This is a genomic window from Acidovorax sp. DW039, from assembly GCF_037101375.1.
Classification (GTDB): Bacteria; Pseudomonadota; Gammaproteobacteria; order Burkholderiales; family Burkholderiaceae_C; genus Acidovorax.
The window spans coordinates 2,789,656-2,813,117 of sequence record NZ_AP029019.1 but is presented as its reverse complement, the minus strand read 5'-3'; the positions used below and the strand labels follow the sequence as shown (position 1 = coordinate 2,813,117).

Here is a 23,462-nt window from a genome sequence, read left to right as displayed (position 1 = left end):
GTCAGACGGGTGGCTGGGGCGATCAGGCGTCTGCTTCGGCAATGCGCATCAGCGCTTCGCGGTCCCGCACCACCAAGCCGCCCGGTTCGATGCGGATGGCTTCCTCGCGCTCCATGGCTTTGAGCTCCTGGTTGACGCGCTGGCGTGAGGCTCCCAGCAATTGGGCCAGTTCCTCCTGCGCCAGCTGCAGGCCGATGCGCATCTCGCTGCCATCCGACAGGCTGGGGATGCCATAGCTGCGCACCAAGTGCACCAGCTGCTTGGCCAGACGCGCGCGAAGGGGCAGGGTGTTGAGGTCTTCCACCAGACCGTAGAGCTGGCGAATGCGCCGTGCATGCAACCGCAGCATGGCTTCGTAGAACTCCACATGCGAGGCCAGAATCTTCTTGAAATCGGGCTTGGACACACACAGGATGGTGGTGTCGCCATGCGCATAGGCATCGTGCGTGCGCCGGTCCCCGTCGAAGATCGCTACGTCGCCAAACCAGATGCCCGGCTCCACGTAGGTGAGCGTGATCTGTTTGCCGGAAATGGATGTGGAGCTCACCCGCACGGCACCGCGGGCGCAGGCGATCCACTCCTCTGGCGGATCGCCGCGTGCGCAAATCAGGGCGCCGTCCTTGTAGCGTTTGACGTAGGCGCATCGGAGGATGTCGTGGCGTAGCGAAGGTGAAAGGGATGAAAACCAGCGACCGGAATTGATCGCTTCACGTTCTTCGATGGTAAGAATCGGGTCGTCCATGGTCTGTCTTTTGCGTGACTGGAAACAGCTTCATTGTCGCGTGAGGGACCCGGCCATTTGCCGAGGGTTGTCACCTGTGTGTCTCTCAAGAATGGGTTGCAAGCGTATGGCTGGTGCTCCAACAAAAATGCCCTGGCCGGAGGGCACAGGGCATCGTTTCAAAAGGCCAGGGGCTGCGTTGCCTCGGTGGCTTCATTCGTAGCGCGGGCTGCGTTTTTCCAGAAAGGCGGCGATGCCTTCTCCGGCGTTGGGGTGGTGTAGATTTCTGACGAAGTGGTCCCGCTCGCTGTTGAGGTGGGTGCTCAACGGCTGGTGGGGCGCTTCGCCCAGCAGTTCCTTGATGCTGGCAAGGGCATTGGGGGCCCGCTGGTTCAGTCGTTCTGCCAGCTGCAGCGCGGTGTTCAGTGCATCACCTGGGTTGCTCAGGCGGTTGACCAGGCCGAGGGCGTGAAGGCGCTCTGCAGGCATCTTTTCGCCCAGCATGAGCAGTTCTGTGGCCAGCGTGCGGGGCAGGGCGTGGGCCAGGCTCCAGCTGGCTCCTCCGTCGGGGGATAGCGCCACGTTGCTGTATGCCATCAGGAAGACAGCATTGCGTGCAGCCACTACCATGTCGCAGGCCAGGGCCAGCGAGAAGCCCGCACCTGCTGCGGCACCTTCTACCGCTGCAATGACGGGTTTGGGAAAGGTGCGGATAGTCTCAATCCACTGGTGCAGGCCTTCAATGCTCTGCGCCTGCACTTCCGCGGGCTGCTGGCGGTTGGCCTGCAGGCGCTGCAGGTTGCCGCCGGAGCAGAACATGCCCCCCGCGCCGGTAATGACGACGCTGCGCACGTCAGGGCTGCGCTCGGCCACATTGAGCGCTTCGATGCCCGCCCAGTACATGGTGGGTTCGATGGCATTGCGCAACTCGGGGTTGCTCAGGGTCAGGACCAGGGTCTGGCCTTCGCTCGTGCTCAGCAATTGGGCGGGCATGGTCAGTTCTCTTCCACGTGGGTGAGGCTCAGCCCGATGGCACCGCGGCGGCGCAACCAGGGGCTGGGGCGGTAGCGGGTGTCTCCGTAGACGGTCTGCATGTTGAAAAGCACCTCCAGGATGTTGGTGGGGCCCCAACGGTCGCCCATCGCCAGCGGCCCCAGCGGGTAGCCCAGGCCCAGTGTCACGGCGGTTTCCAGATCTTTTGGAGAGCAGATTCCCTGCTGGCAGATGTCGCTGGCGATATTGACGATGGTGGCTACCACGCGCTGTGTGACAAAGCCGCCGCTGTCACGGATCACGCTCACGGGTTTGCCGTCCCGCGCGAAAAGGGCGTGCGCAGCGTTGCGAATGTCTACCCGGGTGGCCGGGTTGGTGGCGAGCACTCGCCGTTTGGTGGCGCTTTCCTCCACCAGCATGTCGATACCGATGGTGCGGGCAGGGTCCAGCCGTTCCACCACCGCCACGGTTGTCACATCAAACCCCAGCGGGGCCACGAGGGTGATGGCTTGGACAGAGGGCGAGCTGCCTGTCTCAATGGTGGCGCCCAGGTCCTTCAGGAGTTGGTAAATCTCCATGCGGCGAGAAGCCCGGGGAGAGACCCACACTGGCGGAATGTCCTGTACGACGGGTGCAGGTGGTTCTGCCGGCACCTGGGCTATGCCATCGGCGTAGCGATAAAAACCATCGCCCACCTTCTTGCCAAGAACGCCACCCGCGAGACGCTGCGCAGTGATGACACTGGGCCTGAAGCGCGGTTCCTCGTAGTACTGGTGGTAGATGGACTCCATGACCGGATGGGAGACATCCAGTGCTGTCAGGTCCATCAGCTCAAACGGGCCCAGCTTGAAGCCGACCTGATCACGCAGGATGCGATCCACCGTGGCAAAGTCCGCCACACCTTCGCTCACGATGCGCAGGGCTTCGGTGCCAAAACCGCGGCCCGCGTGGTTGACGATGAAGCCTGGCGTGTCCTGCGCCTGCACGGGGGTGTGGCCCATCTGGCGTGCATAAGTGGTCAGGGCTTCGCACAGGGCAGGTGCTGTCTTCAGGCCTGCCACCACTTCCACCACTTTCATCAGGGGAACGGGGTTGAAGAAGTGAAAGCCTGCGAGCCGCTCGGGCTGCTTCAGCGCTGCGCCAATGGCCGTGACAGACAAGGAAGACGTATTGGTGGCCCACACGGCCGAGGCGGGCAGCGTGCGTTCCAACTCTGCGAAGAGGGCTTGCTTGATGTCCAGTCGCTCTACCACTGCCTCAATCACCAGCTGGCAGGGCTGCAGGTCGGCAACGGTGTTGGCTATTTGCAACTGTTCACCCCAAGCTTTGGCTTGCTCGGCAGTGATGCGTTCTTTGACTACAAGCTTGCTCCACTGCTCCTGAATTAAATGCCTGGACTTTTCTGCCGCCCCAGGTTGGGTGTCCAGCAACCAGACCTGGCTGCCAGCTTGTGCAGCGATTTGCGCGATGCCCCGGCCCATGGCCCCGGCTCCCACGATGGCGATGGTGGAAAATTGAATTTTCATAGCGCCATTATGGCTGTGGCCCTGGGCGCGCACTTATGTGCAAGAATGGGACGCACCTCAAACAGAATTTATTGTGAAAATCCGTAACGCCATTCTGGGAGCCGGTTTGTGGGTGGTTGCCGCCGGCGCTTCTGCGCTCTCGCTCGGGGCGAGCCGGGGCTCTGTGGTGCTTGGAAGTCCGCTGGATCTGACCTTTGAAGTCCAGCCTGATGCAGGGACGGATGTCGCATCCTCCTGCGTGACGGCCAGCGTGAAGGCCGGCGACATCCCGTTGAGCGATGCCCAGGTCCGCCTCACTCCTCTGGCCGCGGGCGTTCGGGTGCAGGTTCGCAATGTTGTGGACGAACCTGTCGTGCTTGTCACCTTGTCTGCAGGCTGCGCTGGTCGCACCACCCGCACCTACACCTTCCTGGCTGACCCGCCTCAGGCTTTGCAGCGTGGGGGGCGCGCACCTGCAGGGACTACGCCTCTGGCCTCAGTACCGCTGGTGGTGGAGGCGGCTCGTGATCGCACAGTGCCCCCGGTCGTCGAGGCTGACACTGGTGCGTCGTCGAAGGCTTCGTCACAACCCCGTCCTCCCTACCGCACCCCGTCGGTGCGCAAGGAGGCACGTCCCGCCCCTGCGGCGGGCGGTGTTGACAAGGCATCTTCCCGATCTGCGCGCGCGGTAGCTCCCAAGGATGCTGATCGATCGCGTCTGGTCATGGAGCCTTTGGACACATGGCTGGAGGTACCCCTCACCCTGCGCTCCACTCTGGAGCTGCCGCAGGCCCCTGCTTCCGAGACCAACCCGCAGCGTGAGCAGGCCGCAGCCCTGTGGCGGAACCTCAATAGAGATCCTCAGGCGCCAGTCGAGGATGTAGATGCTCGGCGCAAGCTGGAGAGCGAACTGACCCAGTTGCAGGCTCGCACGACACGCGACCAGGCAGCCGCCGTGGAGCTGCAGCGTCAGTTGGACGAGGCTGAGGGACGCTTTGACCCCTGGATTGTTTACGCCTTGGCTGCCGCATTGGCCGCAGCTTTGGGCGGTATGGCATGGATGTGGCGACGCAGCGGCCAAACTGCTGCCACAGCTGCCCGCTCATGGCGGGAGTCGGTGGCAGTCAGCAAACGCAAGGCCGAGCCCAAGGACATTGTCGAACTGGAGCGGCTGGAAGAAGTTCCTTCCCACCCCGCCGACCGCTGGGGGCGCCCTGTATCCTCGCCTGCGGCTGCCAAACCGTCCTCTGCTGCCAGCAGCGTGGACATCTTGCTGGAGCCAGAGCACGTTACCCCTGAGATGGCGGGTTTTGTTGAGACCCCTGTGGTGGCGGGTGGTAACCCAGAACCCGTGCTGCAGCACATCATCAACCCGGAGGAACTGTTTGACATCCAGCAGCAGGCCGAGTTCTTCGTTTCTGTGGGCGAGCACGATCAAGCCGTTGAGGTGTTGCGCCAGCACATAGACGCGCACGAGGAAACCTCGCCTGTTGCGTATCTGGAGTTGCTGCGTCTTTACCGGACACTCAGCCGCGCTGCTGATTTCAACGTGCTGCGCCAGCGTTTCATGCGGCATTTCAATGCCAATGTGCCTGAGTTTGCGTCGTTTGACCGCCGGGGCAAGTCGCTGGATCAATACCTGGACGCGCTAGCAGAGATCGAAGCCCAGTGGAGTTCGCCGGAAGTGCTGTATGTGCTGGAAAAGCACATGTTCTACAGATCTGGTGAAGGTCGCAAGACAGCATTTGATCTGGCGGCCTACGACGATTTGCTGCTGTTGCTGGCCATTGCACAGACTACGCCTGCCACCGCGCGGGGGGCTCCACCACCGCGCAAACGGACGACGCCCATGCCTCAGTCGTTCGAGGCCGCGGCGGCACATGCACTGAGCGCGCTGACGCCCTTGAGTCCCATGGACACCACACCGGACTTTCCGCTGGATTCTTTGGCGGCTGCGCTGGAGTTCGGGTTCGAGCCGCCCGCACCTCCGGCACCTCCTGTGTCTGCAGCCGTGGAGCCCGAGGCATCCTTGCAGGAAGTGGATGCAGCCAAGGGGCCTGAGACGATGCCCCAGGCGCCTTTGCTGGCAGATCTCGTGGTATCCGCTCCGGCGCCGCTGGCTGGTGCATCGCGTGCCTATCGCCCTGCAGCCACAGTGGCAGCGCCTGCCTCCACTTTCACGCTGGACATTGATCTGTCTGATCCCGTGCCCATCACGATCAGCGACTTGCCTCCCGTTCCAGTGACCCCTCCGCCGCCACCGGGGCAACCCATCGGTTTTGGTTCATCCAACGATCTGATGGAGTTGAGTCTGGAGTTGGAGCCTCTCAAGCCTGGCGAAAAGAAACTCTGAACTGGGGAGTCAATCCAAGGGAGTCACTCGGAGGCCAGCCACGCGCTGGCCTTTTCTTTTCCGGTTCAGCCTTGGAGTGATTTCATCAGTGCAGTTGCTGCTTGCTCCGGGTGGTCTGCGTTGACCAATGCGCGAACGACGGCAATGGACCCCACGCCGGTGGCCTGCACTTCCGCGAACTGCTCTTGCCCAATGCCTCCAATGGCTACCAGGGGGTAGTGGCGCATCAACCGGGCGTAGGCGTGGAGGCGGCCCAGGCCCTGAGGGGCGGTTGCCATTTTCTTGAGCGTGGTGGGGAACACTGCACCCATGGCAATGTAGCTGGGGCCTACCGCGTCCGCCCGCACCATTTCTGCATAGCCATGCGTGCTGACGCCAAGCCTCGCGCCTGATTGCCTCAGGGTCTGCAGCTCTTGGGGCGTCAAGGCGTCCAGGTCTTCCTGCCCCAGGTGTACGCCATATGCTCCTGCTGCGATGGCCTCGCGCCAGTGGTCGTTGATGAACAGGAGCGCACCTGTGCCTTGTACTGCAGACACCGCTGCGCGCACTTCTCTTGCCACGGCGTCGAGATCCGCGGACTTGAAGCGCAATTGAACGGTAGGTACCCCAGCACGCGCCATGCGTCCCACCCACTGTGCATCGGGCAGCACTCCATACAGCCCGAGGCGGGGTGGGCATTCTGCGAATCTTTGTGAGCGAGGCACGGGCTGGAGGCCGAAGTCTTCGGGCTCACAGGGCCAGAGTGCGGGGTCCAGCTTTCCCAATCGTTCGGTTTGGGCATGCCACGCTCTGGCCAGGCACTCTGCGTCGTGGGGTATGAAGCCCAGTCTGCTACAGGCTTCAAGCGCAGCAAGATAAGCTGCGGATGTCAGGGTTGGCGAGGGGCGGGGCAGCGGCTCGAAGCCGGCAAAAGTCTGCGCATGCAGCGTGTAGATGGCTTGCGCCAGAGCGGAAGCGTCAGGCGTGGTCATCATGGTGCCAGAAGGGGGTGCCGAGAACGGGGGTGCTGGGTTGTGCGGAGTTTTGCGCAGTCATCGCACCGGCTTGGTAGGCCGCGCGTCCGGCATGAACCGCGTCAGCAAACGCACCAGCCATGGCTACAGGGTCTTGCGCCAACGCCACTGCGGTGTTGAGCAGCACACCGTCGTAGCCCCATTCCATGACCTGGCAGGCATGTGATGGCAGGCCCAGGCCCGCATCCACCAGCAGCGGTACATCCAGACGCTCGCGCAGGGTTTGCAAAGCGTAGGGGTTGACGGGGCCTCGGCCCGTGCCAATGGGGGCAGCCCACGGCATGACGGCCTGGCAGCCTACATCGACAAGGCGCTGGCACAGCACCAGATCTTCAGTGCAGTACGGCAGCACCTGAAACCCCTCTTTGATGAGGTGCTCTGCGGTGCTCACCAGGTTCAGTGTGTCAGGTTGCAGTGTGTAGTCGTCCCCGATCAGCTCCAGCTTGATCCAGGGAGTGTTGAACACCTCGCGTGCCATCTGCGCCGTGGTGATGGCCTCCTGTGCGCTGTGACAACCCGCCGTGTTCGGCAGCACGGGAACGTTCAGTTTGTTCAGCAGTTCCCAAAAGCTGGCTCCGCTTTCTGCCGGGTTGCTGCCCTGGCGGCGGAGCGATGCAGTCACCATCGCGGGTCGGGAGCGGCGCACAGCAGCCTCCAGTACGGCGGGCGAGGGGTAGCGGGAGGTGCCCAGCAGAAGGCGGCTTGCAAAAGTTTGCCCGTAAAGGACCAGGGCGTCTTGGGGAGTGTGCGTTGTCATGGAATGTGCGGTATCAGCCGCCCGTCACAGGAGAAATGATTTCCACCCGGTCGCCCGCTTGCAGCACATGGTTTGCGTAACGCGTGTTGGGCACAAAGGTGGTGTTGACTGCCACAGCAAATGGTGGGCGCGCGGCAATGGCCGCCACAGCATCAGCCACCGAGGCACCATCGGGCAGTTCGTGAGGAGTCTGGTTGATGAAAATCTTCATGCAAGAGCAGGGGCCGTGCTGGCAGGGGCTTTGTGTGGCTCCTGCTGTAGTTCCAGCCGCAGATCGAAACGTTGTGAAAGCGCTGATTGTCCTGTGTTCAGGATTTCCATCGTCACATCCAGCATGGCGGGGGAAATCATGAAGCCGTGACGGTACAGGCCGTTGACCTCCAGCACCCTGGGGCTGGGCTGCCGGATGGCGGGTAGATTGTCGGGCAATGTGGGGCGGCATTGGGTCGCCATTTCAATGACGCGGGCTTCCGCAAAGCCGGGGTGCACCGCATAGGCTGCGCTGAGCAGCTCCAGTGTGGAGCGCACACTGGCTGCAGACATGTCGTCAGACTCGATCTCGGTGGCTCCGATCACGAAAACGTTGTTCTCTTTGGGGGCGATGTAGATCGGGTAGCGTGGGTGCACCAGACGGGTGGGGCGCTGAAGGGTGACGCCCGGGGCGTGTAGTCGCACCACTTCGCCACGCACGCCGCGCAGGTGCGTCCAATCCATGCGGGCACCCAGGCCGCGGCAGTCCAGCAGCCAGTCGGGTTGCCCTGGGGTTCCGGGTTGAAATTCCTGTGGCGTGCGCGAGGTACCCCAATGCACTTGCACGCCCAGTCGCTGCATTTCGGTCACCAGTGCGGCGAGCAACTGGCGGTTGTCCAGTTGTCCTTCTCCGGGCAGGTAAAGCCCTTGGGCAAAGCGCTGTGCCAGAGCGGGCTCTGCAGCCGCAAGTGCGGTGCTGTCGAGTTTTTGCAGCGCAGGCAACTCCGGGGTGGTGCGCTGGTTGGCTTCCAGCACTTTGGTGAAGCGCTGTGCCTCGGCGATATCTTGCCGGTGCCACACGATGAGCGTTCCCGCCTGCTGGAAGAAGACCGGTTCTGGCAGGCTCGCCAGAATCTGCTGCCAACGTGGCAGGGCGTAATGCCCCATCCGTACCACACCCGGTTCTGTAATGGCGGACTCGGCCAGAGGGGCCAGCATGGCCGCAGCCACGGTTGCCGCGGAGTGTTCGGCCGCAGGGCCACCGGCATCGTAGATGTCCACCCTGTGGCCCTGGCGGGCCAGTTCTACCGCAAGCAGCCGGCCCATGAGGCCGGCACCCAGGATGGTGAACGAGGAAGAAGGTAATGGCATAGGTCCGTGCAACGTCCGTCTGTAAAAGGGCAACAGTGGACAAAACGGAAGGCTCCGTGCCGTTGAAGGAAACTCCCCACGCCAGCATGATCTGGATCGGGTAGCGGGGCGCAGTGCTGGTGCCAGCGGGCCCCAGGGTATTTCTCAGCCACACACCGCATTGCTGCGGCAGGACACCCCTGTTTCGTCCGAGAAAAGAATTACAGCACATCCTTCTTTTGCTGCGCTTGACCTGGCGCATAGGCCATAATTTTTGCCATGATTTCTCACAGCCACAGGCCCGAAGCAGGCCGTCGATACGCACGTGTTCTCTCCATTGCTGGCTCTGACAGTGGCGGTGGAGCAGGCATTCAGGCCGATCTCAAGACCCTCAGTGCGCTGGGGTGCTATGGCATGACTGCCATTACGGCCATCACGGCACAAAACACCTGTGGTGTGACGGGCATTCATGGCGTGCCGCCTGAGATGCTCAAGGCCCAGATTGATGCCGTGGTGCAGGACATCGGCGTGGACGCTGTGAAGATCGGCATGCTGCATTCCCCCGAGGTGGTGGAGATCGTGGCGCAAGCCATCCGCTCCTATCGCCTGCCGCATGTGGTGCTTGATCCGGTGATGGTCGCTACCAGCGGTGACCGCCTCATTGCGGAGGAAACGGTGGGCGTTTTGGTGAGTGAGCTTTTCCCGTTGGCTGAGGTGATCACCCCCAACCTGGATGAGGCGGGCTGGTTGCTCAAGCGGCAGGTCAGTGGGGTGGAAATGCTGGAGACTGCGGCGCTGGATCTTGTGTCCTTGGGCGCGAACGCGGCTTTGCTCAAGGGGGGGCATTTGCCAGGCGATCTGGTGGTGGATGTGCTGGCCGTGCGTGGCAGCCAGGCCCTTCACCGTCTGCAATCTCCGCGGATTGCCACCCATAACGGTCACGGCACAGGCTGCACGCTGTCATCTGCCATTGCTGCACACCTTGCCTTGGGTTTGCCCTTGCAGCAAGCCGTGGAGCAAGCGCGCAGCTACATCCTGGGGGCTATCGCTGCAGGTGCTGATGTGGTGACCGGCCAGGGGCACGGCCCGCTGAACCACGGTTATGCACCCGTGGCGCAGCGGGTGCTGTAATGGCCTACGTTGTTAGTGCCTTGGGCGCGTAGCCCAAGCGACGGCAAAGCTCAAGAACAGCGCAGGCAAGGCAGAGCCTGCTTCGGGCACGAGGCGAGGTGCCAAGTGATAGACTGCGATGCCTAAAAGCCAGATGCCTACGGGCAGCCAGTTCACCCGTGGTGCGCGCTGCAGCAACGCCAGCGTGTTCGCACCGAAGGCCAAGCGACCGAGGATGACACCGAACAGCGGCACAAATACCGAGCTGAGCAGCAACAGGAACGGCTCGATGCTGTGCATAGGCAGCACCAGTGCCATGGCGGTGCAAGCGGCTGCCATGCCCAGGCCCCAGCGGCGTACGCTCCAGCGCGGCAGCAGGCTGTGGGCGGAGACTGCACCTGAGTAGGCGTCGCCGTAAGCGTTGTCCACCTCGTCAATCAGTATCAGAGAGAGGGCAATCAGGCCGCCCTGGGCTAGCAGCAGGGCCTGAACCAGGTCTTTGGATGGCAGCGTCAACGCCACCAGTACCCCCAAGGCGTAGCACCAGATGTTCGCGAGCGCGTATCCCAGCCACGTGCCCCGCTGAGCACCGGCACCGCTGGTGCCATGGCGCGCATAGTCTGCCACCAGCGGAAGCCAGGAAATGGGCATGGCGATGACGAGATCCAGCGCGGGCAACACGGCCATCCCTCCCTCGCCGCGCCTGTGCCACAGGTTTTCCAGGCCTTGGGCATGAGCCAGCATGAGAAATTGCCAGCTCAGCCACAGCAACGACAGCACCACCAGGGGCAAAGCCACGCGTGCCACGACCTTGCGCACCAGACGCACCATGGACCCGCTGATAAGCGCCATCACCACTGCTCCCCACAGCAGCGTTGCAAGAACGGGCCAATGCGATCCTGACAGCCCTGCAGCCTGCCCGCCGATGGCCACGGTGGCATCTCTCATGACCACCAGTTCAAACGTTCCCCAGCCCATCAACTGAACAATATTGAGCCCGATGGGCAGTCCCGCAAAGCTGCGCCCGTAGACGGCATGCATGAGGCCTGCGCTGGCCAGGCCGCTGTCACAGCCCAGGCGGGCAACCCAACCCAGCAGGCCTGCGCCGATGACCGATCCTGCAACGATGGCGGCAATGGCCTCTTGCGTTCCAAGCGCAGGCATCAGGTAGGCCCCGACTTGCATGACCAGCAGCCCAACCCCAAGGCTGAACCACAACGAAGCATGGTCATGCCAACGGAAGACGCGCTCGCCCGCCGGTACGGGGCGTAGAGCTTCGTTAGACGGGATACCGGGTTCGGACGATGGCATGTGGAAACTCCGTGGCAAATCGGGTGTGCGCCGGAAAACGCGCCCGAACTGGCCATGCCTTTTGGCGACGGGCCACACGGTATCGCTTCCCTGCGCGAGGATGATCTCGGACTGTGGGCAAAGCGGGCTTTGCCTTCAGTGCATTCAGGTTCAAAGGGACTCTCTCAGCCGCCCCTTGACGTTGTCCAGCACTCCGGGAAAGGAAGAGATGTTTGCGCATGGTTCCCAGCACTGGTAACGCCAAACAGGCGACACCCCTAGCAGGCCTGGAGACCGGGAAGTCCCCAGGCGGTTGCGGATTGTAGGGCGTTGCCTAGGGTGTGCTGGTGGGCGGTGGCCACTGCAACTGTCTTGCGCTTTCAAAGTGCCGCAGCTCGCCTGTCAGTGGGTCCTGAAAATGCAGGCTACGCGCCAGCAGCTGAAGCGGGCGCGAATAGTCGCCCTCTGGTGGGTCGTTGACTTCCGGGTAAAACGGATCATTGCGGAGAGGCAGACCGAGCGCCGCCATATGCACCCTGAGCTGGTGGCGTTTGCCGCTGATGGGTGACAGCTGGTACAGCGCCCAGTCTCCATGGATCGCCTTCAGCTCGATGTGGGTGAGGCTGTTGGGTTCACCTGCCACCTCCTGCATGCGGAAAAACTGAGGCGCTTCCTGCATGCGGCTTGCGTAATCCATCGGTAGCACCATGGCTGGGTTGTATGGAGCGACAGCCTCGTAGTGCTTGTGAATGGCTCTATCGCGGAACAGCGTCTGGTATGCGCCGCGCGTGCCCTGCTGAACAGAAAAGAGCACCAGGCCAGCGGTATCCCGGTCAATTCGGTGGATGGGGGAGAGCTCTGGCAGCCCCAGTTGGCGCTTTAACCGCACCAGAAGGGACTGCTGCACGTATTTGCCAGTAGGGGTGACCGGCATGAAGTGCGGTTTGTCCGCCACCAGCAAGTGCTCGTCCTGGTACAGCACCTGCTCGGTAAAGGGCAACTCCGCTTCGTGCTCCAGATGGCGGTAGTAGAAGAGCCGCGCGCCCGGCGCAAATGCCTGGCTGGGTGCGATAGGCACGCCAGCGTGGTCCACCACATCCCCGGCCAGCAAACGGCGATGCCACTCCTCCTGGGAAATAGCCCGCAAATGAGTTGCCAGAAATTCCAGCACGGTCGCAGGTCCCTTCTGGGGGAGCACCACAGAGCTGGGGCTCACACCATCGCGCATGGGTATGGGCAAAAAAGGAAGGCGAGGGCGGCTCATTGCAGAACGAAGTTAGGGGTAAACACGAATGGCAATTGTTGTAAAAAGTTCTCTTCTTTTTGATATTGATTTATATCAATATCAATTTTGTAAATATCATGTAAGCAAAGTTTGCATTTCGCTCTTTTAAGTGATTGAATTGATATAAAAATTAAATATGCAGAGGGTGCTATGAACTCCACTCCCCGGCGATCTGTCGCGTTCAAGTTGTCTGCAGCAGCGCTTCTTAGCCTGCTTTTGGTTTTGCTGGGCACGATGACCGTGGTCAGCGTGTTCATCTGGCAGGATTTTGGCGACATCTCCCGCACTGCCACGCGCCAGTATGCGGCCCAGGTGCGCACCCTGGTTCAGAGCTTTGATGAAACAGCGCAAGACCAGGCGCGCCGGGATTTTGGGCAGTTCAAAGCCAACTTTCCAGAGTCTTTCAGTGTTTCCGAGTCTGAAGGGGGGGATGGGAAAAAGGAGGCCGTGCTGAGCTACGGCGGTGCTGCGCTGAACGGCAATTTCGAGGTCGTGGATCGTTTCACCAAAAACAGCTCGGGATCCATTGCCACCATCTTTGCCCGCACGGGCGATGACTTCGTGCGTGTTACTACGTCGCTGAAGAAGCAGGACGGCGAGCGAGCCTACAAGACCCTGCTGGATCGCAATCACCCTGCCTATCCACTGATGAACGAGGGGAAGACCTACATCGGCAGAGCCAGCCTTTTTGGCAAGGAGTACATGACGGTGTATGAGCCCATCCGGGCGGGCAACCAGACGATTGGCATCCTGTTCATCGGCACAGACATCGGCGGCATTCTCGACAAGCTCGGGCAGGCCATGGCGGGGCAGAAGCTCTTTGACAGTGGTGCGGTGTATGCCGTCAACGTGTCCTCAGGTCCAGCGCGGGGCAAGCTGTCCGGGCTGTCTGCAGCTACTGCGCCTGTGGACGAGAAAACGGAAGAAGGCAACGCCTGGATGGGAATGGTCGCAGCCAAGGAGCAGGCCGCTGAATTTGAAACTTCCTGGACGCCGAGATCGGGGGGAAGCAAGAACGGGCGGCACTTTGTCGCAGTCGAACGTTACAAACCCTGGAACTGGGTCATCCTGGCTGAGGCACCCCTGGCTGAAATGATGGAAGATGCCCGCGTGGTGCTGATCTGGCTGTGGGTGGGCGTCTTTTCGGCGCTCGTTCTGCTGACCCTGGTGCTCATCTACGCCACCCGCAGGCTGGTGGGCAGACCGGTGCAGCGTCTCAGTGCAGCGCTGGTGCATCTCTCGCAAGGAGACTTGACCCAGCCGGTGGATATCCAGTCCAACGATGAAATCGGTGCGCTGGGTCAGGCCATGGAGGGTTTTCGCCAGCGTCTGGCGCAAAGCCTTGCCACGGTGCGTCGCAGTGCCGAAAGCGTCTCGTCTGCCAGCCACGAAATCGCGCAGGGCAATCACGACCTTTCGGCCCGGACGGAAACCCAGGCCAGTTCTCTGCAACAGACGGCGGCCAGCATGGAAGAGCTGGGCTCCACCATTCGTCACAACGCCGACAACGCTGTGCAGGCCAGCAAACTTGCCGTAGGTGCCAGTCAGGTGGCAGAGGAGGGTGGGCAGGTGGTGGCCCAAGTGGTCTCCACCATGCACAACATCAACAGCAGCAGCCAGAAGATTGCCGACATCATCGGTGTGATCGACGGCATCGCTTTTCAGACCAACATCCTGGCCTTGAATGCTGCCGTAGAGGCAGCCCGTGCAGGTGAGCAAGGCCGCGGCTTTGCCGTGGTGGCCAGTGAGGTGCGCAGCCTGGCGCAGCGCACCGCCGCAGAGGCCAAGGCCATCAAGGAACTGATCGGAGCCAGCAGCGCCATGGTGCAGGAGGGATCGGTGCTGGCCGACAAGGCAGGCACCACGATGGGCGAAGTGGTCAATGCCATCCGCCGGGTGTCGGACATCGTCTCCGAAATCAGCGCGGCCACCAACGAACAAAGCTCCGGCGTGGGACAGGTCGGCACTGCCGTCACCCAGCTGGATCAGACTACCCAGCAAAACGCGGCCTTGGTGGAAGAGATGGCCGCTGCCGCCAGCAGCTTGCGTACCCAGGCCGAGCAAATGGTGGATGCGGTAGCCCAGTTCCGTCTGTCACATCAGGCCACAGGCGGTGCTGACTTGCCGCAATTGGAGAATTGATTGCTATGCTTTTTATAGCTGCTTGCGCTTTTCCTATAAGCGCTAGGGGCTGAAAAACATACTGATCAAAAAGCTGGTTTGTCGCGGGATACGTGTTGTGCAAGCCTTTGCACTGTCAGTGGCGCGCATCCTTCGGCATGGTTGCTGATGGTCACATAGGCGTTGTGACCGGCTCCGGTCACGCCTTGGATCACCTTCGCCAGCGCCTCATGGGTGTCTGGGTCCAGATCTCGCAGCCTGTCGTATGGCGCGTATTTTTGCTCCGCCTCTTCGTAGCCGTAGGGCCCGTGGATGACGTTGAGGTTCCAGCGGCACACCAAAGGCGTGGGCCATAGAGCGCGCAGCACGGGTAACTGGTGCGCCAGGGGTGGCAGTTTGGGGTGCAGACCCAGGCAATAGGTGGCTCCGGTTTCGCGCAGCACGGCTGCGAATTCGGGGATCAGCCACTCGGGGTCACGAACCTCTACCGCGACGACTGCGTCTGGCGCTCTGGGCTGCAGTGCGGGTAGCGCCTGCAACATGGTCCTGAGCTGTTCCAGAACGGCGGGCAGGCGGTGCAGCAGGCCCTGCGGCAAGGGACTGAGCTGAAAGACCAGCGCTCCCAGTTTTGCCCCCAGCCCCTCCAGCGCTGGCTCTGCAAACTCACTGCAGGCGAGTTGCGGGCTCAGAAAGGCGGGGTTGGCCTGCTTGCCGCGACCATCTTCCGCACGGACCAGAGCATCGGTAACCAGCGAGGGTGCTTTGACCACAAACCGGAAGTCGTCTGGTACCTGCTCGGCATAGCGCAGGTACTGGCTCACCGTCAGTGGCCGATAAAAGTTGCGGTCCAGGCTTACGGTGCGCAGCAGCGGGTGCTTCGCATAGGCCTCCAAACCTTGCTTGGAGAGCTGGGTTTCCTCATATTCCGCGTCCCACACCAGCTCTTTCCAGGCGGGGTAAGTCCAGGACGAAGTGCCCAGCCGCAAGCTGGGGGGCAGGGCAGCCGCCAAGGCATGGACAGCATCTGGCTGCTCTGCTGCAGCCACGCGCAGCCCTGCTTTTCGTCGGGCAGGCTTTGCTGGGGCCTGGCTGTGGGGTTGCTCTTTGTCTGCAGGCGATGGCGGAGGTAGAGTCGGTTCGCCAAAAAGGTCTTCTTGCATCAAGGCGCGGTGTAACAGTCCGTAGCGTCAAAGGATCTAGGAGCGGGGCGGATTAGAGCCTGTTTGCGATCTCCCAGGGGTCGCGCAGCGGTCTTTTCGGGATGGGCTGCCAGGCGCGGTGCGCAGTGGATAGCCTGGCTATCCACAAGCGCCGCAACGCAGCAGACCGCCCGCAAAGACCGCTGCCCGGAGGGTTGGAGCGAAATCGGGCGATTGAATGCTCCGGCTGCTTGCATGGGCATGAACCCATGCGGCGCACCCGAAGCAACCACTCATCCCGATTGCGCTTCAACGCGATCCCCTGCGAGATCGTAAACAGACTCTGGTGCAGATCCTCTGTGGCAAACTCCCGCGCTTCGCCTTTTCCGTTTGTTTGAGTCTCAGAGAGTTCGCCACACATGCAGCAGATCATCCGGCAGCTGGCCGCAGAAATCAAAGTAGGAGAACAGCAGGTACGTGCAGCGGTGGAGCTGCTGGACGGAGGTGCTACCGTGCCCTTCATTGCCCGCTACCGCAAGGAAGTGACGGGCGGGCTGGACGATATTCAGCTGCGTGAGCTGGAGGCGCGCCTGTCCTATCTGCGCGAGCTGGAAGACCGCCGCGTGGCCGTGCTCAAGGCGATTGATGAGCAGGGCAAATTGACCGACGCGCTGCGTGCCGCCATTGCTGCTGCTCCGACCAAGCAGGAGCTGGAAGACATTTACCTGCCCTTCAAGCAAAAGCGCCGCACCAAGGGCCAGATTGCCCGCGAGTTCGGTATCGAGCCGCTGGCCGACAAGCTCTTTGCCGACCCCACGCTGGACCCTGCCGTGGAGGCCGCAGCCTTCACAAAGCCGCCTGAAGTGCTGGACGATGGCAAGCCAGGCGCCGATTTCTCGACCGTGCCCGCTGTGCTGGACGGCGTGCGTGACATTCTCAGTGAGCGCTGGGCTGAAGACCCTGCGCTGGTGCAAAACCTGCGTGAATGGCTTTGGGCCGAGGGCCTGCTGCGCAGCAAGAAGGTCGAATCCAAAAACGAGAACGACCCCGAGGTCTCCAAGTTCCGCGACTACTTTGACTACGACGAGCCCATCGGCCGCGTGCCCTCGCACCGCGCGCTGGCGGTGTTCCGTGGGCGCGGGCTGGAGATTCTGGAAGCCAAGCTGGTGCTGCCGGTGGAGCCCGAGCCGGGCAAGCCCAGCATCGCCGAAGGCAAGATCGCCCTGCACCTGGGCTGGAGCCACCAGGGCCGCAAGGCGGACGACCTGATCCGCAAATGCGTGGCCTGGACCTGGCGCGTGAAGCTGAGCCTATCGACCGAGCGCGACCTGTTTGCGCGCCTGCGCGACGAGGCCGAGAAGGTGGCCATCAAGGTGTTTGCCGACAACCTGCGCGACCTGCTGCTGGCCGCCCCTGCAGGCCCGCGCGTGGTGATGGGCCTGGACCCAGGCATCCGCACAGGCGTGAAGGTGGCAGTGGTGGACGCTACCGGCAAGCTGGTGGACACCGCCACGGTTTACCCGCACGAGCCCAAGCGCGATTGGGATGGATCGCTGTTCACGCTGGCCAAGCTGTGTGAAAAGCACGGCGTGAACCTGATCGCCATCGGCAACGGCACGGCCAGCCGCGAGACCGACAAGCTGGCTGCCGACCTGATCAAGATGGCCGCCAAGGCGGATCGCAAGATTGAAAAGGTGGTGGTGAGCGAGGCTGGGGCATCGGTGTACTCCGCCAGCGAATACGCCAGCCAGGAGATGCCCGATGTGGACGTGAGCCTGCGCGGCGCAGCCTCCATCGCCCGCCGCTTGCAAGACCCCCTTGCCGAGCTGGTCAAGATCGACCCCAAGAGCATCGGCGTGGGCCAGTACCAACACGACGTGAACCAGAGCGAGCTGGCACGCACCCTGGGCACGGTGGTGGAAGACTGCGTGAACTCGGTGGGCGTGGACCTGAACACGGCCAGCGTGCCGCTGCTCAGCCGTGTGTCGGGCCTGTCGGGCAGCGTGGCCAAGGCCGTGGTGCGTTGGCGCGAGGCCAATGGCGCATTCAAGAGCCGCAAGCAGCTGATGGAAGTGGCAGGACTGGGTGCCAAGACGTTTGAGCAGAGCGCGGGGTTCCTGCGCATCCGAGGCGGCGAGAACCCTTTGGACATGACGGGCGTCCACCCCGAGACCTATCCCGTGGTCGAGCAGATCATGGAAAAAACCGGCAAGCCAGTGGCCGAGCTGATGGGGCGCGCAGACATGCTCAAGACCCTGAAGCCAGAGTTGTTTGCCAATGAGAAGTTTGGCGTCATCACCGTCAAGGACATCCTCTCTGAACTGGAAAAGCCTGGCCGTGATCCCCGCCCTGATTTCAAGGTGGCGCGCTTCAATGACGGCGTGGAAGACATCAAGGACCTGAAGGAAGGCATGATTCTGGAAGGCACCGTGAGCAATGTGGCCCAGTTTGGCGCGTTTGTGGACCTGGGGGTCCATCAGGACGGCCTGGTGCACGTGAGCCAGCTGGCGCACAAGTTTGTGAACGATGCGCGCGAGGTGGTCAAGACGGGCGATATCGTCAAGGTCAAGGTCATGGAGGTGGATGTGGAGCGCAAGCGCATCGGCCTGTCGATGAAGCTGGGCGACGCACCACCGCGGCAGGGCGACCGTGGGGCCTCGCGTGACAACCGCTTTGAAGGTGCAGGGCGGGGCTATGCGCAACCCCAGCGCCGTGCACCGGAGCCTGTGCAGCAGTCGGCCATGGCCTCTGCGTTTGCCAAATTGCAACAGGCCAAGGGGCGTTGAACTCTGCCTGCGGCGGTTGGGGCTTGGGCCGTGGGTGCCAAGGCCATAATCGCCGCAACACCAACCGAGGCATCGCCTGATCCATGGAGCTGAACGCACTGCTGGCCCAACCCGTGGCATTGCCTAGCTTGCCGCGCACGGTGGCTTTGCTGATGAACGAGCTGGCCCACCCGGAGCCCAGCTTGCGTCGGCTCAATCTGCTGTTTGGTTCAGACCCCGCGCTGGCAGCCCGGTTGCTGGAAGCGGCCAATTCGCCAGCCCTGCAGATGTCCCGTCAAGTGGCGGGCATTGCAGAGTCGCTGGCTTTGATGGGGGTGGGGCAGTTGCGCGCCCTGGTCTCCACGGCCACGCTAGGTACGGCAACCCGGTCGATTCCGGGTGTCAACCTGCAGCAGTTCTGGCGCTACAGCCTGCATACGGCCAAACTGGCCCAATCGCTGGCGCGTGTGGTGTATCAGCATCCCACGGCAGCCTATACCGCAGGCCTTTTGCACGGCCTGGGCGAACTGGTCATCCACCTTGCCAGGCCCGACAAGGCCCAATCCATCAACACGCTGGTGTCGCCGCTGGACATGCGCCGTGGCAAGGTGGAGCACAAGATTTTTGGCTTTTGCTACAGCGATGTCTCGGCTGCATTGGCACGCCGGTGGCTGTTGCCCCAAGTGGTGGTAGACGCGTTGCAGTACCACGAAGCCCCTTTTGAAAATACTGCATACGAACCATTGGCGGGGGTAATACACCTCGCATCCTGGCGAGTGCGCGCACGCGAAGCCCAGTATTCAGACAAGGAACTGGCGGTTTCTTTTCCCGGAGAGGTGGGGCTGGTGCTGGGCCTGGATATCGATATGGTGCTCCAACAGGACCCGATCGATTGGACGGCGCGGCCTGATGCTGCTGACTACATGGTGTAGCGGCTCCGCAGGGTGAGCCGCGCGGCGACAATCCTTGCATGAGAGCATTGCGTATTCACGCCGGGCCGCACGCCCTGGCCCACCTCGCCGAACATGGTTTGCGGCCTCACGATGTGGGTGCCGTGCCCGCAGCTGCGGGTGGCCCCAAGGGGCTGATCCTGGGGCCCTTGGACCGATTTATTTTTGGGCAATGGTTGCCGCAGTCTCGTCAACCGGTGCACTTGGTGGGTGCTTCGATTGGTGCCTGGCGCATGGCTACGGCATGTCTCGATGACCCTGAAGCAGCCCTGCAAGCTCTGGAGGACGCGTATATCCGCCAGCATTACGAAGTGCCGCCGGGCAAGAAGCGCCCTCCAGCGGAGCTGGTGAGTGAGCTGTTTTCCCAAAACCTGCAGACGTTCTACGCGGGTCGGGTGGGTGAGGTTCTGCACCACCCTCGCTATCGATTGCACCTGATCGCGGCGCGTGGACGTCACATGCTGGGGCGGGAACACCCGCTGGCAACTCCTGTGGGATATCTGGGTGCATTTCTCAGCAACGCCCTGCACCGCAAGGCGCTGGGTGCCTGGCTGGAGCGGGTGGTCTTTTCTTCACCCATGCAGGGGCCAGGCGGGGTGGCTCCGCTTCCTTTTGGCACAGCAGACTTTCGCACCCGGCAGGTGGCGTTGACCGAAGGCAACTTCAGGGCGGCTTTGCAGGCAAGCTGCTCCATACCGTTTGTACTGCGGGCCGTACCCCACATTGACGGGGCTCCGCGTGGCGCGTACTGGGATGGCGGGCTGACGGACTACCACATGCATCTGCAGTTCAATCTGCATCAGGATGCTATGGATAATGTAGCTGCCCGCGCTGATAGAGCGGGCGCTGCAGCGAGTTCTCGTACGCAATCCGATGCTGCCGATGGCGATGCGCAAAAATGCGCAGGCTTGGTGCTGTACCCCCATTTCCAACGCCAGGTGGTTCCGGGCTGGCTGGACAAGGCACTGCGCTGGCGGCATAAAAGCACGCAGGCGTTGGAGTCCATGATTGTTCTCTGCCCCGACCCGGAGTGGGTAAAGACCTTGCCTCATGCCAAACTGCCAGACCGTCAGGACTTTGTGCATTACGGACATGACTTGCCGGGCCGGATGCGCGCCTGGCAGGCTGCTACGAGCGCAGCGCAACAGCTCGCGGACGAGTTTGCCCAGTGGCTTGAACGTCCGGACATGCGGCAGGTGAGTTCTCTCTGACCTGCCGCTTGCCAAACCGACGTCAGCGCGACAGCGACTCCTGAGAAAGGCTGCGCTGATAGCTCCGAGCCCAGTCGGCCAGCTCTCGCCCGGGCATGGGATGGGCGATGGCATAGCCTTGTGCCGTGTGGCAGCCCAGCTTGCGCAGTGTTTGGCAGTGGGGCACAGACTCCACGCCTTCCGCCACCAGAGTCCACTGCAGGGCCTCGGCCATGGTCACCATGGTGCTGACGATGGCCGCATCCTCCGCGCTGTGCAAAGCCGCCTTCACGATGGACTGATCGATCTTGAGAGTGTCCGCGGGCAGCTGTGCCACCCAGGCCAAGGTGGCCTGCCCAATGCCGACATCATCCACCGCCCAGCGAATACCCAGCCGGTCCCTGCAATCCTTCATCACGGAGTGCACAGCCTGGGGATCGTGCAAACCAGCGCTTTCTTTCACCTCCAGCTGTAGCAAGTGGGTGGGGAGCGGCTCAAACAGGGCCAGCAGGTCATGTAGGCGGGCTGCAAAGTTGCTGCGCAGCAGATGGGGGGTGGCGATATTGACCCCGACGGTCCAGTTCAAGCCCCGGGCGTGCCATTGCTGCAGTTGTGCCAGCGCTTCTTTCAGCACCCATTCACCCAGCTCGGCTGCCAGATCAGCATCTTCGATCAAGGGCAGCACCTGCTCTGGTCCCTGAATGCCCAGATCGGGGTGCTGCCAGCGCAGTAGCGCCTCCACACCACACACTTCACCTGTGTCCAGGCGCACTTGGGGCTGGTAGTGCAGGCGCATTTCGCCGGTGCGCAGTGCCTGGGCGATGCGGGTTTGCAGCGTGTGTGGGGTGGGCGTTGCCGCGTCCGTAACCGGATCAAAGATGTGGATCTGCTGTCGCCCTGAATGCTTGGCCAGGCACATGGCTTGGTCAGCGTGGCGAAGCAGGGCGGTTGGCGTCGCGTCTACCTGCGGATACAGGGCGATGCCAATGCTGGCGGTAATGGTCAGTTGAAGCTCATCTATGGCGTAGGGTTGGGCGAGCTGCGCCAACAGCTCCTGGGCCTGCGCCTGCACCGCGGCCCGGTCGGTCTGTTGCCCCAGCATGACGACAAACTCGTCACCGCCCATGCGAGCCACTGCGTCATGCGCGCCCGTCATCGCCCGCAGCCGCAGTGCTACCTCGCGCAGCACCCGGTCACCCGTTGCCATGCCGTGGAGCTTGTTGATCTCCTCAAAATGGTCCAGGTCGAGCATGCACACGGCCAGCAGCGTGTGATGCCTCTGTGCATTGAAGATGCCGTGCGTCAGGTGTTCAGCCAGCGCTGCACGGTTGTGCAGGCCGGTCAACGCATCATGGTGAGCCTGCCAGGAGATGGTGTGGCGGAAGTGACGGCTCTCGGATACGTCATGGAACACCAGCACACATCCCACAGCCACCCCATTGCTTTTACGGATAGGGGAGGCTGTGTAGGCGATGGCATAGCGCTCGCCCGACCGATGGATGAGCACCGGGTGAGATGCCAGGGCGTCCCCCGTGCCGCCGCTTTGCCCGTCAGCAGGTGCAGGCAACGATGGGGTTTGAGCGAGACGAAACACCTCTTCCAGCGGCCGTCCCATGGCTTGATGGGTTTTGAACCCCGTCAAAAACTGCGCTGCTTCGTTGATGGTTTCAATATGACCCTGAAGGTCGGTGGTGATGACGCCGTCCCCTCCCGGAACGAGGGGGGGCGGTGTGATGCCTGCCTGGTGTGCCCGGCGCAGGGCCTCTTGTGCACGGTGCCGATCACTGGCCGTGACCAGATGGGCGATGGCACCGGTCATGGGCTCAGGGGGGGCAGGGGGGTCAAGGCGGGAGCGGGATTGCCCCCCGGGTGCCAGCTTTGCAGGAGCAGGCGAATCCTGTTGCCCGGATTCCTCCGCCACGGCGTTGACCACGGGAAGACTTTCTCCAAAGCGCTGCATCCACTCTTCCTGCACGTCAATGCACGTACCGTCTTCCTTGCGCAGCGTGACTGGGTGAGGTGTTGCTGCAATCAGTAGCTTCGCCAGTTCCAGTTGTTCAGCCTGCTGCCGCAATGTGGTTTGCAGTTCTTCCCACTGGCTTTGGAGCTTGTCGGCCGCCATATTGAATTGTTCTGCCACCGCCCGCTCAGAAGGCATGCCCGTGACGCTCATGCGAACCTGCGGCTGTCCCCGCTGGAGCTGGCGCAGCGCGCGTAGGCTCCGGCCCACCAGCTGCACATGCCTGCTCACCAGCAGCCCCAGCAAGGTGATCACAAACAGAATGTTGAAAAGCGAAAACCGGGACTGCTGCCTGAGGTGTTGCCATATCTCGTCTGTGAAGACAGAGGCTTGCAAAGAGACTGTCAGAGTGCCCATCGAGGTGTCTGGCAACTCCTGTTTCAGTTCCAGCTCGGCGCTTCCCAGGTCAGCCAGCCGCACAAACCAACCCGGCGCTTCGGAAGACGCCGGAGGGCGTTGGGCAACCAGTGTTGTCTGGCCCGGTATTTGCCACTGCACAGATCTGAGCTGGGGGGCGAAGTAAACCGTGCTGTCTTGCAGCAATTGCTGGACTTGTTCCTTTTGCTCGGGCGGGATTCGCTGCAGCGCCTCCAAAAGCGCCTCTCCAATGCGTGTGGCCTCTGCCTTGGAGCGTTCGTTGGCCGCGGCAACCTCGGTGCGCATCAGGTGCTGATAGCGAAAAATGCCCACCACCACGATGACCAACAGCAGCGGTATGAACACGCGCAGGTACACGTGGCTGGCCTGCCAGCGGATCGAGGGGGTATCGGAAGGTTGCATGGGGCGGTCACAAACGGCCTGTCATGCCGAGAGGCTGACATTTTCCCCCGGCAAAACCTTGAGCAGGTTCCTGGAGGATGTAAATGCCCCTTTGGCAGCAGATCTGGGGGCCGAGTGTAAGGCGCTTGGGCCGTGTCCCAGGGGTGGCGC

The 23,462-nt window shown here is 62.2% G+C and carries 17 protein-coding genes and 1 riboswitch; of the genes, 6 read left to right on the top strand and 11 right to left on the bottom strand.

The genetic code is table 11. The features are described from left to right. Positions 1–22: 22 nt before the first annotated feature. From AACH87_RS12550 to AACH87_RS12540, 3 genes are all read right to left on the bottom strand, one after another. Entirely contained in the window at positions 23–742 is a 720-nt protein-coding gene (locus tag AACH87_RS12550) for a Crp/Fnr family transcriptional regulator (RefSeq protein ID WP_338794795.1), read from the bottom strand. Positions 743–934: 192 nt separating this feature from the next. Next, on the bottom strand, positions 935–1,714 hold the full coding sequence (locus tag AACH87_RS12545; protein ID WP_338794794.1) for an enoyl-CoA hydratase: 780 nt from the start codon (positions 1,712–1,714) through the stop codon (positions 935–937). 2 nt (positions 1,715–1,716) lie between these two features. Then, positions 1,717–3,240 (bottom strand): 3-hydroxyacyl-CoA dehydrogenase, encoded by a 1,524-nt coding sequence (locus AACH87_RS12540; protein WP_338794793.1) that lies wholly within the window; start codon positions 3,238–3,240, stop codon positions 1,717–1,719. 73 nt (positions 3,241–3,313) lie between these two features. Here AACH87_RS12540 and AACH87_RS12535 point away from each other — a divergent pair, with 73 nt between their 5' ends. Beyond that, positions 3,314–5,572 (top strand): hypothetical protein, encoded by a 2,259-nt coding sequence (locus tag AACH87_RS12535; RefSeq protein WP_338794792.1) that lies wholly within the window; start codon positions 3,314–3,316, stop codon positions 5,570–5,572. A 65-nt stretch (positions 5,573–5,637) separates the two neighbouring features. On the opposite strand, the gene AACH87_RS12530 is transcribed toward AACH87_RS12535, so the two are convergent. From AACH87_RS12530 to thiO, 4 genes are read right to left on the bottom strand one after another with little or no spacing between them, the layout of a single operon-like run. Further along, positions 5,638–6,543, bottom strand: a complete 906-nt coding sequence (locus tag AACH87_RS12530) for a thiamine phosphate synthase (protein ID WP_338798941.1) — start codon at positions 6,541–6,543, stop codon at positions 5,638–5,640. After that, entirely contained in the window at positions 6,530–7,342 is an 813-nt protein-coding gene (locus AACH87_RS12525) for a thiazole synthase (RefSeq protein ID WP_338794791.1), read from the bottom strand. Before AACH87_RS12525 ends, AACH87_RS12530 begins: the two co-directional genes overlap by 14 nt. A 13-nt stretch (positions 7,343–7,355) precedes the next feature. Then, positions 7,356–7,553, bottom strand: a complete 198-nt coding sequence (gene thiS / locus AACH87_RS12520) for a sulfur carrier protein ThiS (RefSeq protein WP_338794790.1) — start codon at positions 7,551–7,553, stop codon at positions 7,356–7,358. Then, entirely contained in the window at positions 7,550–8,683 is a 1,134-nt protein-coding gene (gene thiO, locus AACH87_RS12515) for a glycine oxidase ThiO (RefSeq protein WP_338794789.1), read from the bottom strand. Before thiO ends, thiS begins: the two co-directional genes overlap by 4 nt. A gap of 56 nt (positions 8,684–8,739) precedes the next feature. Further along, positions 8,740–8,874, bottom strand: a riboswitch (TPP riboswitch). Positions 8,875–8,941: 67 nt separating this feature from the next. Between thiO and thiD the strand changes: the two genes are divergently transcribed. Continuing rightward, positions 8,942–9,793, top strand: coding sequence for a bifunctional hydroxymethylpyrimidine kinase/phosphomethylpyrimidine kinase (thiD, locus tag AACH87_RS12510; RefSeq protein ID WP_338794788.1), 852 nt, complete (start codon positions 8,942–8,944; stop codon positions 9,791–9,793). Positions 9,794–9,805: 12 nt separating this feature from the next. On the opposite strand, the gene AACH87_RS12505 is transcribed toward thiD, so the two are convergent. Continuing rightward, a complete protein-coding gene (locus tag AACH87_RS12505; RefSeq protein WP_338794787.1) occupies positions 9,806–11,083 on the bottom strand; it encodes a cytosine permease in 1,278 nt (425 codons plus the stop codon). 313 nt (positions 11,084–11,396) lie between these two features. Then, positions 11,397–12,326 carry a pseudouridine synthase gene (locus AACH87_RS12500; RefSeq protein ID WP_338794786.1) on the bottom strand — a complete coding sequence of 310 codons (930 nt, stop codon included), beginning with the start codon at positions 12,324–12,326 and terminating at the stop codon, positions 11,397–11,399. Between the two features lie 171 nt (positions 12,327–12,497). Between AACH87_RS12500 and AACH87_RS12495 the strand changes: the two genes are divergently transcribed. Then, positions 12,498–14,489 carry a Cache 3/Cache 2 fusion domain-containing protein gene (locus AACH87_RS12495; RefSeq protein ID WP_338794785.1) on the top strand — a complete coding sequence of 664 codons (1,992 nt, stop codon included), beginning with the start codon at positions 12,498–12,500 and terminating at the stop codon, positions 14,487–14,489. A 65-nt stretch (positions 14,490–14,554) separates the two neighbouring features. On the opposite strand, the gene AACH87_RS12490 is transcribed toward AACH87_RS12495, so the two are convergent. Continuing rightward, positions 14,555–15,628 (bottom strand): DUF72 domain-containing protein, encoded by a 1,074-nt coding sequence (locus AACH87_RS12490; protein ID WP_338794784.1) that lies wholly within the window; start codon positions 15,626–15,628, stop codon positions 14,555–14,557. Positions 15,629–16,026: 398 nt separating this feature from the next. Here AACH87_RS12490 and AACH87_RS12485 point away from each other — a divergent pair, with 398 nt between their 5' ends. The 3 genes from AACH87_RS12485 to AACH87_RS12475 all read left to right on the top strand — a co-directional run bounded on the left by AACH87_RS12485 (position 16,027) and on the right by AACH87_RS12475 (position 20,533). Then, complete coding sequence (locus AACH87_RS12485) at positions 16,027–18,393, top strand: Tex family protein (protein WP_338794783.1); 2,367 nt, start codon at positions 16,027–16,029, stop codon at positions 18,391–18,393. An 83-nt stretch (positions 18,394–18,476) separates the two neighbouring features. Next, a complete protein-coding gene (locus AACH87_RS12480) occupies positions 18,477–19,304 on the top strand; it encodes an HDOD domain-containing protein (protein WP_338794782.1) in 828 nt (275 codons plus the stop codon). A gap of 38 nt (positions 19,305–19,342) precedes the next feature. After that, complete coding sequence (locus tag AACH87_RS12475; protein WP_338794781.1) at positions 19,343–20,533, top strand: patatin-like phospholipase family protein; 1,191 nt, start codon at positions 19,343–19,345, stop codon at positions 20,531–20,533. A 22-nt stretch (positions 20,534–20,555) separates the two neighbouring features. Here AACH87_RS12475 and AACH87_RS12470 read toward each other — a convergent pair whose 3' ends face one another. Then, positions 20,556–23,312, bottom strand: coding sequence for an EAL domain-containing protein (locus AACH87_RS12470; RefSeq protein WP_338794780.1), 2,757 nt, complete (start codon positions 23,310–23,312; stop codon positions 20,556–20,558). Between the last annotated feature and the right edge of the window lie 150 nt (positions 23,313–23,462).